This window comes from Pantoea sp. GM01, assembly GCF_000282675.1.
Classification (GTDB): Bacteria; Pseudomonadota; Gammaproteobacteria; order Enterobacterales; family Enterobacteriaceae; genus Pantoea; species Pantoea nemavictus.
On sequence record NZ_AKIU01000054.1, the window covers coordinates 54,461 to 67,787 of the forward strand.

At 52.7% G+C, this 13,327-nt stretch carries 13 protein-coding genes; 9 read left to right on the plus strand and 4 right to left on the minus strand.

Features of this window, described 5'->3' with window-relative positions; all coding sequences use genetic code 11:
• Positions 1 to 197: 197 nt before the first annotated feature.
• Positions 198 to 752, plus strand: a complete 555-nt coding sequence (ssb1, locus tag PMI17_RS15905) for a single-stranded DNA-binding protein SSB1 (protein WP_009128630.1) — start codon at positions 198 to 200, stop codon at positions 750 to 752.
• A gap of 101 nt (positions 753 to 853) precedes the next feature.
• On the opposite strand, the gene PMI17_RS15910 is transcribed toward ssb1, so the two are convergent.
• The gene (locus PMI17_RS15910; RefSeq protein ID WP_009128632.1) at positions 854 to 1,381 is read right to left on the minus strand and encodes an isochorismatase family protein; all 528 of its coding nucleotides are present in this window, start codon (positions 1,379 to 1,381) and stop codon (positions 854 to 856) included.
• An 89-nt stretch (positions 1,382 to 1,470) separates the two neighbouring features.
• Here PMI17_RS15910 and PMI17_RS15915 point away from each other — a divergent pair, with 89 nt between their 5' ends.
• Both PMI17_RS15915 and PMI17_RS15920 read left to right on the plus strand, forming a co-directional pair.
• The gene (locus PMI17_RS15915; RefSeq protein WP_369751418.1) at positions 1,471 to 2,334 is read left to right on the plus strand and encodes an AraC family ligand binding domain-containing protein; all 864 of its coding nucleotides are present in this window, start codon (positions 1,471 to 1,473) and stop codon (positions 2,332 to 2,334) included.
• A 72-nt stretch (positions 2,335 to 2,406) separates the two neighbouring features.
• Positions 2,407 to 3,360: a DMT family transporter gene (locus PMI17_RS15920; RefSeq protein ID WP_009128636.1), complete on the plus strand. Its 954-nt coding sequence runs from the start codon at positions 2,407 to 2,409 to the stop codon at positions 3,358 to 3,360.
• Between the two features lie 932 nt (positions 3,361 to 4,292).
• Here the strand turns inward: PMI17_RS15920 and PMI17_RS15925 are convergent.
• Entirely contained in the window at positions 4,293 to 4,688 is a 396-nt protein-coding gene (locus PMI17_RS15925; RefSeq protein WP_008109970.1) for an IS3 family transposase, read from the minus strand.
• A 525-nt stretch (positions 4,689 to 5,213) separates the two neighbouring features.
• Here PMI17_RS15925 and PMI17_RS15930 point away from each other — a divergent pair.
• Together PMI17_RS15930 and PMI17_RS15935 are read left to right on the plus strand one after the other, a co-directional pair.
• Positions 5,214 to 6,470 (plus strand): polysaccharide biosynthesis C-terminal domain-containing protein, encoded by a 1,257-nt coding sequence (locus PMI17_RS15930; protein WP_009128638.1) that lies wholly within the window; start codon positions 5,214 to 5,216, stop codon positions 6,468 to 6,470.
• Positions 6,471 to 6,478: 8 nt separating this feature from the next.
• Entirely contained in the window at positions 6,479 to 7,429 is a 951-nt protein-coding gene (locus tag PMI17_RS15935) for an ATP-grasp fold amidoligase family protein (RefSeq protein ID WP_009128641.1), read from the plus strand.
• 56 nt (positions 7,430 to 7,485) lie between these two features.
• Here PMI17_RS15935 and PMI17_RS15940 read toward each other — a convergent pair whose 3' ends face one another.
• A complete protein-coding gene (locus PMI17_RS15940; protein WP_008109973.1) occupies positions 7,486 to 7,767 on the minus strand; it encodes a YjcB family protein in 282 nt (93 codons plus the stop codon).
• 257 nt (positions 7,768 to 8,024) lie between these two features.
• Positions 8,025 to 8,456, minus strand: coding sequence for a superoxide response transcriptional regulator SoxS (soxS, locus tag PMI17_RS15945; RefSeq protein WP_036621487.1), 432 nt, complete (start codon positions 8,454 to 8,456; stop codon positions 8,025 to 8,027).
• Positions 8,457 to 8,554: 98 nt separating this feature from the next.
• Between soxS and soxR the strand changes: the two genes are divergently transcribed.
• The 4 genes from soxR to PMI17_RS15965 all read left to right on the plus strand — a co-directional run bounded on the left by soxR (position 8,555) and on the right by PMI17_RS15965 (position 13,176).
• Complete coding sequence (gene soxR / locus PMI17_RS15950; RefSeq protein ID WP_009128647.1) at positions 8,555 to 9,031, plus strand: redox-sensitive transcriptional activator SoxR; 477 nt, start codon at positions 8,555 to 8,557, stop codon at positions 9,029 to 9,031.
• Between the two features lie 42 nt (positions 9,032 to 9,073).
• Positions 9,074 to 9,739: a glutathione S-transferase family protein gene (locus PMI17_RS15955; protein WP_009128649.1), complete on the plus strand. Its 666-nt coding sequence runs from the start codon at positions 9,074 to 9,076 to the stop codon at positions 9,737 to 9,739.
• A 298-nt stretch (positions 9,740 to 10,037) separates the two neighbouring features.
• Positions 10,038 to 11,387, plus strand: coding sequence for an NCS2 family permease (locus PMI17_RS15960; protein WP_009128653.1), 1,350 nt, complete (start codon positions 10,038 to 10,040; stop codon positions 11,385 to 11,387).
• Between the two features lie 139 nt (positions 11,388 to 11,526).
• Positions 11,527 to 13,176 (plus strand): Na+/H+ antiporter, encoded by a 1,650-nt coding sequence (locus tag PMI17_RS15965; protein ID WP_009128655.1) that lies wholly within the window; start codon positions 11,527 to 11,529, stop codon positions 13,174 to 13,176.
• The last annotated feature ends 151 nt before the right edge of the window (positions 13,177 to 13,327 follow it).

The window sequence follows — 13,327 nt, forward strand, 5'->3', positions numbered from 1 at the left end:
GCCATGCCTTGCCAGCACGACCAGCAGAAACGCTCCATTATGGCACAAAAAATAACCTGAATAAATATCCAGTGTTTTTTGCTATTCTGCTTGCTGGAAAAAAATTGGAATCCCGCTCTAAAGTGGGCACACGCCAATGTGACGTGATACAATTTTTCGCTTAGACTTTTAGCATCAACTCATCGGGAGACAGCAACATGGCCAGTCGTGGCGTAAACAAAGTGATTCTAGTCGGGAATCTGGGTCAGGATCCGGAAGTGCGCTACATGCCAAATGGTGGCGCGGTAGCCAACATTACGCTGGCCACGTCAGAAAGCTGGCGCGATAAAGCCACCGGTGAAAACAAAGAGATCACGGAATGGCATCGTGTTGTGCTGTTCGGCAAACTGGCGGAAGTGGCGGGTGAATACCTGCGTAAAGGTTCCCAGGTTTACATCGAAGGCCAGCTGCGCACCCGTAAATGGACCGACCAGAGCGGCCAGGAAAAATACACCACTGAAGTGGTTGTGAACGTTGGCGGCACCATGCAGATGCTGGGTGGACGTCAGCAGGGCGCGAACGCAGGTGGCGCACCGGCGGGCGGTCAGGGCGGCGGCAATAACAACGGTTGGGGCCAGCCACAGCAGCCACAACAGCAGCCGCAAGGCGGTGGCAACCAGTTCAGCGGCGGCGCGCAGCAGCGTCCACAGCAGCAGAGCGCACCGGCGAACAACGAACCGCCAATGGATTTTGACGACGATATTCCGTTCTGATTATTCGCCTGAACACTCGGGCGCTTTGTCAATGAATCCAGAGCTGCCATTCCGTGAGGAGTGGCAGTTTTTTTTCGACTGGAGCTGAACCTATTCCTGCATTAATGCGGTCGCCATTCCCGCAGCAACGCTTCCGTTTCGCGAACCAACACCGGATTGCCCGGCATAATCAAATCTGCCCATACTTCGTTATGCTGATTGATCTGCTGCTGTGCCGAAGCATAAGTACGGTCCGCGGTGGTATGCGCATCGGCGGCGACCGTGATGTGATAGCCGAGGCTGGCGCCGACTTTAATCGTGGTATCGACACAGTAATCGGTCGCGCAGCCACAAATCACAAAGCTTTTAATCTCGAGCTGATCGAGGTGGGCGGCGAGATCGGTTTGCCAGAAGCTGTCGCAGGCGGTTTTGTTGACGAAGATGGCGTTGGCTGGCTGGTGTAATTCGGGCACGATTGCCCAGCCTGCGGAGTTAGCCTCTAAACCGGGACCAACGTGCTGGATGAAGATCACCTGATCGGCTGCGGCGGTTAACTGATTGATTCGCTCACAACGTCCGGCGCGATCAAAACGCGGCGTTGCCAGCACGCCATTTTGCATATCCACTACCACAACCACGCGATTGGCCATATTTATCTCCTTTTTAAGTCGTTTTAGTGTCCAGTGAATACGCGATGAGGTAAAGCAAATCCGCTTTGCATTTATCGCTACTGCCGCGCATGCTTACAGAGGTTTTAATCTGGAGGTGTGTGGTGAAGGTGGTTCCTGAAGTCTTTCCTTGCGAGCAAGATCGTGCGCAGTTTCAGCATTTCGCTGAGCTGCCGGGCATTGAGCTTTACCAGGCGCACATCTCCCGCTACGCCTTTGAACCCCATACGCATGAAGCCTTTGGTATCGGGACGATTGAATCCGGTGCTCAGCGTTTTCGCTATCGTGGTGCCAACTACACCGCGCCGCAGCATTCGCTGGTGATGATGAATCCTGACGAACTGCATACCGGCGAATCGGCCTGCGACGAAGGCTGGCGCTATCGCATGATCTATATTGATCCGCACGAAATGGATCGTCTGACGGGCGATCGTCATTGGTGGTTCAATGAAGCACTGCGCACCGATGCGCGTCTGGCGCAGCCGTTTTCTCAACTGCTGGCGCAGATGTGGCAGGCGCAAACTGCGCTGGAGCGCGAAAGCATTCTGCTTGAACTGCTGGAGTTAATGCGGCCGCTGGCACGGCAGGGACAGCAACGACCGATCGAAGGCGCACACCGCTTTGATGCGGTAAGAGACTATTTACGGGAAAACCTCGCCGAACCGGTGCGCCTCGAAGAGCTTGCTGCGCTGGCGTCACTGTCGCCATGGCATTTCCTGCGCAGCTTCAAACAACACTTCCACGTTACCCCGCATCAAATGCTGATGGCGTTTCGCTTGTTTGCCGCCAAACAACTGCTGGCGCGTGGTGAGAGTGCCGCCACGGTTGCAGCTTCGGTCGGCCTGACCGATCAGGCGCATCTCACGCGCGCCTTCGCGCATCGCTACGGCATCACACCCGGCCGCTATCAAAAACAAGTCTTCCCACTGCGCTAACCGCAATCTGCTACAAGCCTTTAACGCCAGGCTGCGTCACACTGCAGCGGAATGCCTATAAAGGAAGAGTTTATGTTTGCTGGAATACTGTTTGCCCTCGCTGCGGGGCTGATGTGGGGATTGATCTTTGTCGGCCCGCTGCTAATACCGGATTATCCGGGCACCTTACAATCGGCCGGGCGCTATGTTGCCTTTGGTTTAGTGGTGTTACCGCTCGCCTGGCTGGATCGCCGTCGTTTACGACAGCTAACGCGTAAAGATTGGTTTGAAGCGCTGAAACTGTCGCTAATCGGTAATCTGCTGTATTACGCCTTACTCGCCAGTGCGATTCAACGCACCGGCGCACCGATTTCCACGATGATTATCGGTACCTTGCCGGTGGTGATCACCGTGACCGCGAATCTCTGCTATGGCCACCTCGAAGGACGCTTGCCGTGGCGCAAGCTGACGCCCGCTCTGCTGATTATTGCCGTAGGGCTGGCTTGTGTGAATGCCGCGGAGTTGCAAACCCAGGGGCCGGATTTTGATTGGTCGCGTTATTTAACCGGTTTGCTTTTAGCCGTGCTGGCGGTGGCATGCTGGACATGGTATCCGCTGCGCAACGGTTTGTGGATGCGTGCCCATCCCCAACACAAACCCTCAAGCTGGGCGACGGCGCAAGGGTTAGTGACATTGCCGCTGGCGTTGGTGTTCTATCTATTAGTTTGCGGGCAACTTTACTGGCAGCAACCTGGATTTGATCTGCCGTTCGGACCGCAGCCGCAACGCTTTCTATTATTGATGTTAGCAATTGGGCTGATTTGTTCCTGGTTGGGCACGCTGTGCTGGAATGCCGCCAGTCAGCGCGTGCCGACGGTGATCATGGGACCGTTAATCGTGTTTGAAACCTTAGCGGGTTTGCTGTGGACCTTCCTCTGGCGACAAAGCTGGCCGCCGCTGTTAACCGCGGTGGGTATTGGCTGTCTGATTATTGGTGTGATCTACGCGATGCGTATCAAACCGCAGCCGCAAATCACAGCGGTATAAATCAGCAAAATAACGCTGCTGAAGAATCATTTCGGCAGCGTATTCCCCTGTATTTTAAGAATTTGACCAACCCGATCTGCGGACGCTATTGCCATTTCTACCCCTCATCTGAACCTCGATATAACATTCCTGCCGAATTTAGACGCTATTTTAGTGCTCATTTGTCATAAGCCATCGTGCTCTGGCAGCGCTGTGGCGCTTAAAGGTTAGCCTTAAGGTGACCTAAACCTTCAATAAGCGGCTGTGATTCCTGCTAGCGGGGGACCTAAAGCGGCAAAAGCGCACGCAGATAACGCGAAAAACATGCATCTAACCTACCGTTTATTGCCCTTTGGCACTGAATAAAACGGCTATAAAGCCACTTTTTGCTTAAGGAGATAGTGTGGTGTTAAGAATCATTCGATGTGATGCGGATAAAAAACCATTAAGCGCAGCGATGATTAATCCCCGACTATTTATCTTTTCTCGCGCTTTTTTGCGGTTATTGTTTAGGGGAGATAACGTTTCTTATCCGGACTATTCCTGGCAGCGCGCAACGAATTTTAGTCTACGTGCATCAGCATTATGACAAATGAATGCCGGAACAGATCCACTCTAAAACAGAGTGAGTGTGTGAGCGGTTACATGCAGTTGTTCATTAATGCTTAACAGAAATGTCTGCATTCAGGTCAGATGATTAATGTTGATAAAGTAATAATCGAAGCGCCAATCTCACCGTAATGAGATTGGACTTCGTTTAAATGGCTTGAATAGAGAGACTTTTGCTGATGTGAATCTATTTTACCGCAAAAAAGGAAGCAATTCCGCGATGGAATTCATCAGGAAAAATTGGTTCGAATTGTTATGTTGTGAACGCCGAATTAAATGATCTTCATATCTTCTGGTAAGAACAAATCTCAGCATTAAGTCAAATAACATCGGCCTTAATGGTGTTAGCGATTATCTGTACCTGCAGGATAATGATAAACGCTACGGCTAATATCCAGTAAACGGCAGCTACGACGGGTACCTATGTCGAATGTGGTTTGCAGGAAGTTAACCGCCTGGCGCTTTTCATTGGTGGTGAAGAAGTTTTTCAATACGCTTTGCAGCATCTCTTTATCGGAACTCAGTGATTGCAGCTCACGCGTGAGGTTAAGAAGCTGGTCTTCTAGCTCCTTGATTTTTCTGCCTTCTTCTGAAGATAGCCCAGAAAACTTCTTCTTCCAGCTATAGAAAGTGGCCTCGGAAATGCCAAGCTCCTCACAAATTTCCCTGACTTTCACTCCCGTTTCAGAAGCTTTAATGGCATTTGTGATTTGCTCTTCGCTATATCGTGACTTTCTCATAAATGCTATTACCTTTCTTATCAATTAGTGGATGAGAATTACTGTATTAATATCTGGCACTGCAAAAACACTATTAATGCAGTATTAAAGTGCGCGATTTGAATTGCGAGGGTTAAATTAAGATATTTATAAGAAATATCATCATGGGATAAATCTTATTTTATTATGAATGCCAATGAACGCCTTCCGGGCGTTAGGTTTTTGATATAAATTCTCTCCATCCCAAATGCAGAAAAATACTACATTCCATGGAAAACGGCATAAACCCCTTACAGAAATATCGGGCTATGCCAGTAAACCTTTGCTTAGAATTTAGGCTGAAATCGTTTACATCCACTGAGTTTCGCGCCGGATTTAATCAGAATTTTCCTGAATATATTCTCTAATTATCGACGCGAGTCTCATTTTTCGGACCAGTTTGGTTTGAAGTTCTTAAAATAAGTCAGGCCCACTGAGCGCTTGTTAATTCATTTCAAGGATGTTGTACCGAAAGTTGTTGTAGTTCGTAATACTAAGGATCAGTCAATGAAATTGAGCGTAATGTCTAATGCCGCCTGGATGATGTCTGAAAAGATTGTCTCCGTGTTCGGCGTCATATTTGTGACCTCCTACGTGGCAAAATCCTTTGGCCCAACCATCTTTGGCCAAATGGCGTTTTCCGCCTCGCTATTCTCCATGGTGCAAACCGTGGCGATTTTCGGGACAGAAACCATTTTGTTTAAGCGCATCAGTAAAAGTGCGCCGAAAGGTCTGCGCCTGATGACCGTAGCGCGCAACATGCGCATGGTGTTACTGCTGCTCACTTCGCTGCCGGTGTTGATTTGGGTCTGGTACAACATGCAGGAAAATTTCCTTGCCTTTGCTCTGGCCTCGTTTATTTCTTCGGTTTTCGTCACGCAGGACACTTTCAGCGTTTATAACAACGCGCGTTTGGCTTCGCGGCTAAATACCATCGCCAACTCTGTCGGTTTGCTGCTGGGTTTCACCCTGAGTTTTGCCATCGCCTGGCTGCACCTCAATCCGCTGTGGCTGACCGTTTCGATTGTCGCCGTCACGCTGGTGCCGTACGTGATTAAGCGCTTTAACTTTTATCGCGAGAATCAGGATGTGGCGCCGCCACAAGAGAAGCGCGGTACCTATCTGCGCTATCTGCTGTACGCCGGACTGCCGCTGGCTATCTCCAGCATCTTTATATCGGTGCAGGTGAAAGCGGCACAGATGTTCCTGGCGGGTATCGCCTCTGCGCGCGACCTCGGCCTGTTCGCTGCCGCCAATACTATTTCGGCTTCATGGATTTTTATCCCGGTCGCCATCATCACTTCCTGTTTCTCGGAAATTTTCCGTGAGCGTGGAGAAGCCGCCATCAAGCTGACAGCACGGCTTAATGGTTATGTCATGGGTGTTTCATTGTTGTTGTTAGCGGTGATCGCGATGTACGGCGAAAAAATCATCATCGCTTTGTATGGTCACGAGTACACACAGTCAGGAAGTCTCATTACGTTGTTGTCGTTAGCAACCTGCTTTTCGGCGATGGGGACCGTGGCGTATCGCTACATGGTCAAAGAAGGCGGGTTTAATTATCTGTTGAAGAAAATTGTTTGCCTGATGGTTATCAGCTTGCCGCTGTCGTGGTGGCTGATCCAGAGCTACGGCATCATGGGTGCCGCCTGGAGCGTTTTCATCTCAGAATTGCTGTCCCTTACCGTAATGAATTACTTCTTCAAAAACGGCGTCATCCAAAAAATCCAGGTTTCCTCACTCAACTACAAAACCTACAAATGAGGTCAGATATGCTCAAGTTGAAAGAAGAACTCAGAAGAAGCGTGCAGTACTTCATTAAGAAGATGCCCTGGGCTACCCAGGATCGTATCTACTACTTTCACAAGTTCCGCAGGCTGCCCAATCTGCGTGAGCCGAAAGTCTTTAACGAGAAGGTGCTGTACCGCAAATTTGTCCACGGTGACTATCAGATCTATGGCCGTCTGTCGGACAAATATTCGGTGCGCGAATACATCGCCGAGAAAGTGGGCAGCGAATACCTGATCCCACTGGTGTATGAAACCAGCGATCCAAGCTCGCTGCATACGCTGCCGAGCTGGAAAAACACGGTTATTAAGCCGAATCACGCGTCTAATATGGTCGAAATCCTGCTGGAAGAGCCGGATGCACTGAAGAAGCAGCAGATCATTAGCGACTGCCACCGCTGGCTGAAGACCGACTTTGCTAACGAAGCGCGTGAGATTCATTACCGCTACATTAAGCCGCGCATCCTGGTCGAGCAGTATATTGGCGATGGTAAAACGGCGCCGATCGATTACAAATTCCACATGTTCAATAAGCGCGATGGCAGCTTTGAATATGTGCTGCAGGTGATCTACAACCGATGTAATCCGCTGTTGTCGATGAATTTTTACGTTAACAATCTTAACGAGGCGTATCACAAGATTCGTGATACTGGCCTGGACGTTACGCCGCAGATGGCCTCGTTACAGCACGCCCTGGCGCTGAGTAAAAAGCTGGCGAGTGATTTCGATTATGTGCGCGTGGATTGGTACATCGATAACGACCAGATCTACTTCGGCGAATTAACCTTCACGCCGGGCGCTGGCTTGGTTACCGGTCTGGATCGCGGGCTAAATCAAATGATGGGTGATATGTGGATTCAGGATCGTCGCGGTACGAAGATACCGGGCGTCACGGTGGCGGAAGTGACTATTCCGGCCGTATTGAAGAAAATTTAAGAATCACACAGCAAAATAAAAAACCCCGCGTAAGCGGGGTTTTTTATGGGCAGCGATTAAGGCATTGGCCAGTCGGTCGGCGTTTGGCTCATCACTTCGATAAAGGCGTTCTTCGAAATTTCCATAAAGTTGTGCAGATTCTCCATGCTCAGCGTAATGCCAAGCAGGCCGGTAACAAACCAGCAGGACATGCCAACCCCAATTCCCCCACACAGCAGCGCCATCACGTGATGACTGTTTTGACGCAGACGAATTTTCATGGTGCTGGCGAAGAACATCATTACCGCGCTCAGGAGTTCCCAGCGCATAACGATCAAACTGGTGGTTAACGTAGCCATCTGTAGCAAACCTCTTAGGATCAGTGATATCCCCGACATTCGATCGACATCACGGGCGGCAAAGAAGGAAGGTCAGGGAAGCCCTTCTGGCCGTCTTACTGCAAACAGGAAAGTGTGACTTGGCTCACATTATATCACTCGATTTTAAATTTTGAACAAAATTTATACCTTGTATGGTAGAAAAATTTTTATCGAAAATTGGGGGAGGAGACAGGCAGGAAAGGGGAGGTGCGCCCGCACGGGGCGCGCTGAAAAGGTTAGCTTACCGGGCAGCACTCGCCGGTAGTACGCTGGGCAAAGCTGTTCATGCTGCTATCCACACAGTCAAAGCTGAGCAAGCGCGGACGCTGAATCATCGCCTGACGGCGCATGGTATGACGATAAGCGGTCGGCGTTTGCGAGAACTGGCGGCGGAACACGCGCGAGAAAGTCTGTTGCGAGTCGTAACCGTACTGCATGGCGATATCAAATACCGGACGCTGAGTTTGACGCAGTGCTTCTGCAGCCAGCGTCAGGCGACGTTCGCGAATATAGCCACCCAGCGTTTGTTTCGTGACGGCACGGAACATACGCTGCAGATGCCATTTTGAGTAACCTGATTTTGCTGCGACTTCATCAATTGATAGCGCTTTATCCAGATTCTGATCGATCCAGTGGGTCAGCGAATGAATGATTTCCTGTTGCATCATAGCCTCATCCTTCTGATGGTTATTACCTGGTTAGAAATTCGAAGTTTTGCTGGGGTGCGAGTATAATTCCTCAAGTTAACTTGAGGTAAAGGCCCTAAATGAAAAAAGAACGCAATTACCCGAAGCCGGTGCTGACGCCGGGCGAAGTCGCCAAACGCAGCGGCGTAGCGGTCTCCGCGCTGCACTTTTATGAAACCAAAGGATTGATTTTCAGCTCGCGCAACGGCGGCAATCAACGTCGCTATAGCCGCGACGTATTGCGCCGCGTGGCGATTATTAAAATTGCGCAACGCATCGGCATTCCACTCGCCACGGTGAGCGATAGTCTGAACCATGTGCCGGCCAACAAGCGTATGTCGACGCAGGAGTGGGATGCGCTAACCCAACATTGGCGTGAAGAGCTGGATAAACGCATCGAAACGCTCACCCGCTTGCGTAACGATCTTGATGGCTGCATTGGTTGCGGCTGTTTATCGATGCGTGACTGCCCGCTGCGCAATCCGGGTGACCGCCTGGGCGAACAAGGTTCGGGTGCGGTGTTACTCGATCCCGAGCAAGACGAGCAGAAGCGTTAATCCGCTATACTTGCCAGCACACTTACCGGCAAGGAAAACCGTATGATCACCGTTCACCATCTGGAAAATTCCCGCTCGCATCGCGTGTTATGGCTGCTGGAAGAGCTGGCGGTGCCTTACCAAATTAAACGTTACCAGCGCGAGAATAGCTTGCTGGCGCCCGACTCGTTAAAGAAAGTGCATCCGCTGGGAAAATCGCCGGTTATTACCGATGGCAATCGTGTGGTTGCTGAGTCAGGCGCCATCCTTGAATACCTGCAACAGAAATATGACAGCGAGCATCAGCTGATGTTAAGCGATGAAGAGGAGCAGATTCAGGCGCGTTACTGGCTGCACTACGCCGAAGGATCGCTGATGCCGCTGCTGGTGATGAAGCTGGTGTTTGCGCAGCTGGGCAAAAAGCCGGTGCCGTGGCTGTTGCGTCCGGCGGGTATTGCGCTGAGCAAAGGGATTCAAAAGGCCTGGCTGAACAAACAGCTGGCGTTGCACGGCAGCGTGATCGAACAACATCTCTCGCAGCATCCCTTTTTCGCCGGTTCACGATTTAGCATCGCCGATGTGCAGATGAGTTTCCCGCTACTGGCACTGCAAATGCGCGGTTCCCTGCGTGATATGCCCGCCACCGCGCGCTGGCTGGAAACCATGCAGCAGCGCGCCGCCTGGCAGCGCGCGTTAGAGCAGGGCGGCCCGATTCAATTGCAGAGTTGATTGCGGCCAGGTCGTCATGAATGACGCCCCGATAAAGCCCATGATCGTAGGGTCGCCATTCATGGCGACCTGGGAAACCCATTGGCTGGATTTATCCTGTATTACCCGCGATTAGTAGTTGAAAACGCCATGCCAAAGGCCAGATAATCGTTTGCCTTTTTTCCGTGTCCCCCTTTTACGACCTGGAATACGCGGCGACGTAAACGTTTGCCTGATTTTCTTCAGGAAAAGCTTCATCAGGGAGCGGCAAACGTGCGCCGTGCGGCGACTCACATCACAAAAATATTGAGGAATGATTATGTCTGGCGAATCGCGCCCGGCCAGTGGAAAACTGGACGCCTGGTTCAACATTTCTGCACGCGGCAGCAGCGTGCGTCAGGAAGTATTGGCGGGTCTCACCACGTTTCTGGCGATGGTGTACTCGGTTATCGTGGTGCCCGGCATGTTGGGCAAAGCGGGCTTCTCGCCAACGGCGGTGTTCGTTGCTACCTGCCTGGTGGCAAGCGTCGGTTCGATCGTCATGGGCCTGTGGGCCAACCTGCCAATGGCGATTGGCTGCGCTATCTCGCTGACCGCCTTCACCGCTTTTAGCCTGGTGCTCGGCCAGCACATTAATGTACCGGTGGCGCTGGGCGCCGTTTTCCTGATGGGCTTACTGTTTACGCTAATTTCGGTAACCGGCATTCGCGCGTGGATCCTGCGTAACTTACCGATGGGCGTCGCGCATGGCACCGGCGTCGGCATCGGTCTGTTCCTGCTGCTGATCGCCGCTGACGGCATTGGTTTGGTGGTGAAGAACCCGGCGGCAGGTTTGCCGGTAGCATTGGGCCACTTCGCCTCGTTTCCGGTGATCATGGCGCTGGTAGGCCTGGCGGCGATTTTCGGCCTGGAGAAACGGCGCGTGCCGGGCGGCATTCTGCTGACCATCATCGCCATCTCGATTATTGGTCTGATTTTCGATCCAGCGGTGACCTATCAAGGTCTGTTTGCCATGCCAAGCCTGAAGGATGCTAACGGTCAATCGGCGATGTTTAGCCTGGATATCATGGGTGCGCTGCAACCGGTGGTGCTGCCAAGCGTTCTGGCGCTGGTGATGACGGCGGTGTTTGATGCCACCGGTACCATCCGCGCGGTAGCGGGGCAGGCCAATCTGCTGGATAAAGAGGGGCAGATTATCAACGGCGACCGCGCGTTAACCACCGATTCACTCAGCAGCGTGTTTGCAGGTCTGGTCGGTGCATCGCCGGCTGCGGTCTATATCGAATCGGCGGCGGGCACCGCAGCCGGCGGGAAAACCGGTCTGACGGCGATTGTGGTCGGTTTGCTGTTCCTGATGATTCTGTTCATGTCGCCGCTGGCGTATCTGGTTCCGGCTTACGCAACTGCTCCGGCGCTGATGTACGTGGGTCTGCTGATGCTGAGCAACGTGGCCAAAATCGACTTCAACGATTTCGTTGATGCGATGTCTGGCTTGCTGACCGCGGTGTTCATCGTACTCACTTGCAACATTGTGACCGGCATTATGCTCGGCTTCGCTTCATTGGTGATTGGTCGCCTGTTTGCCGGCGAGTGGCGCAAACTCAACGTCGGCACCGTGGTGATTGCTGTCGCACTGGTGGCGTTCTATGCCGGTGGCTGGGCCATCTGACTCTAAAGCGAATAAATTTCAAGATTATTCTCTTTCTGCTCCACGCCGCACATCGGGTTGCCCCGCTGTGCGGCGTTTTGTTTTACACTTTCCCACGCAACAACATCGCTTTAATGAAATTGATTCGCCTAAGGACAGCATGGAAATCTTCTTTACTATTCTCATCATGACGCTGGTGGTTTCACTCTCCAGCGTGGCGGCACGCATTCTGCCGTTCCAAATTCCGCTGCCGCTGGTGCAAATTGCCGCCGGTGCATTACTCGCTTTTCCCGTCTTCGGCCTGCATGTCGATTTTGATCCGGAACTGTTCCTCGTGCTGTTTATTCCGCCGCTGCTGTTTGCAGATGGCTGGAAAACGCCGATTAACGAGTTTCTCCATCACGGTCGTGAAATCATGGGGTTGGCGCTGGTTCTGGTGCTGATTACCGTGGTCGGGATTGGCTATCTGATTTACTGGCTGGTGCCGGGGATTCCGCTGATTCCCGCCTTTGCGCTGGCAGCGGTGCTCTCGCCAACCGATGCCGTGGCGCTGTCCGGCATTGTGGGTGAAGGGCGTATCCCGAAAAAAATTATGTCGATTGTACAGGGCGAAGCCCTGATGAATGACGCATCTGGCCTGGTGTCGCTGAAGTTTGCCGTTGCGGTGGCAATGGGCACCATGGTGTTTACCTGGGGCGGCGCCAGCGTCGAGTTCCTCAAAGTGGCGGTCGGCGGTTTGGTTGCCGGCGTGGTGATCTGCTGGCTGTATGGCCGCTCGCTGCGTCTGCTGAGCCGCTGGAGCGGGGACGATCCGGCCACCCAAACCGTGCTGCTGCTGCTGTTACCGTTCGCCTCCTACCTGATTGCGGAACACCTTGGCGTCTCAGGTATCCTCGCTGCCGTGGCGGCGGGTATGACCATCACGCGCTCCGGCATTATCCGTCAGGCGCCGCTCGCCATGCGCCTGCGCGCCAATAGCGTGTGGCAGATGCTGGAGTTCGTCTTCAACGGCATGGTGTTCCTGATGCTCGGTCTGCAGCTGCCAGACATCCTGGCCACCTCCATTGCGCAGGCCAACGCCGATCCAAACGTCGAACTGTGGATGCTGTTCACTGACGTCTTCCTGGTTTATGCCGCGCTGATGGTCGTGCGTTTTGGTTGGTTGTGGATCATGAAGCGCACCAGCATGCGCCTGCTGAAGAAGAAGCCGCTGGAGTTTACCAACTACTCACTGCGCGAACTGCTGATTGCCTCGTTTGCCGGGGTGCGCGGTGCCATCACGCTGGCGGGTGTGCTATCGATTCCACTGTTCCTCAGCAACGGCGATCCGTTCCCGGCGCGCTACGAGTTGGTGTTCATCGCCACCGGCGTGATTCTGATTTCGCTGCTGGTTGGCGTGGTGCTGCTGCCGATTCTGCTGCGCGATGTGGAGAGCATCGATAAGGTAGGTCATCGTCGTGAGATTCAATTCGCGCGTGCGGCCATGGCGGGCGTGGCGATTGAAAGCCTGCACAAAATGGAGCAGCGTCTGGAGACCGACACCGAAGAGAACATCGATCCGGAGCTGCTGAAGGAAGTGAGTTTGCGGGTGATCGGTAATCTGCGTCGCCGCGCCGAGGGTAAAAACGATATCGAGCAGGCGCAGTTTGCCGAAAACCTTGAGCGTCGTTTCCGCCTCAACGCGCTGCGTGCCGAGCGCGCCGAGGTGTATCACCTGCGTGCCACCCAGGAAATTTCCAACGAGACGATGCAGAAACTGCTGCACGATCTCGATCTGCTGGAAGCGCTGCTGATAGAGAAAGAGGAGTAGCAGTCACCTTGAGCAATGTCTATTGCTCGGACTGTAGCGGCGCAATTTATTGCGCGATAAATCGCGCCGCTTGTATCTTGAATGTGTTGCTGGTTAGCTACCAGCAACATGAAACGGAGGCAGCTTTTCGCGCCGCTTAAGACCCGATCTT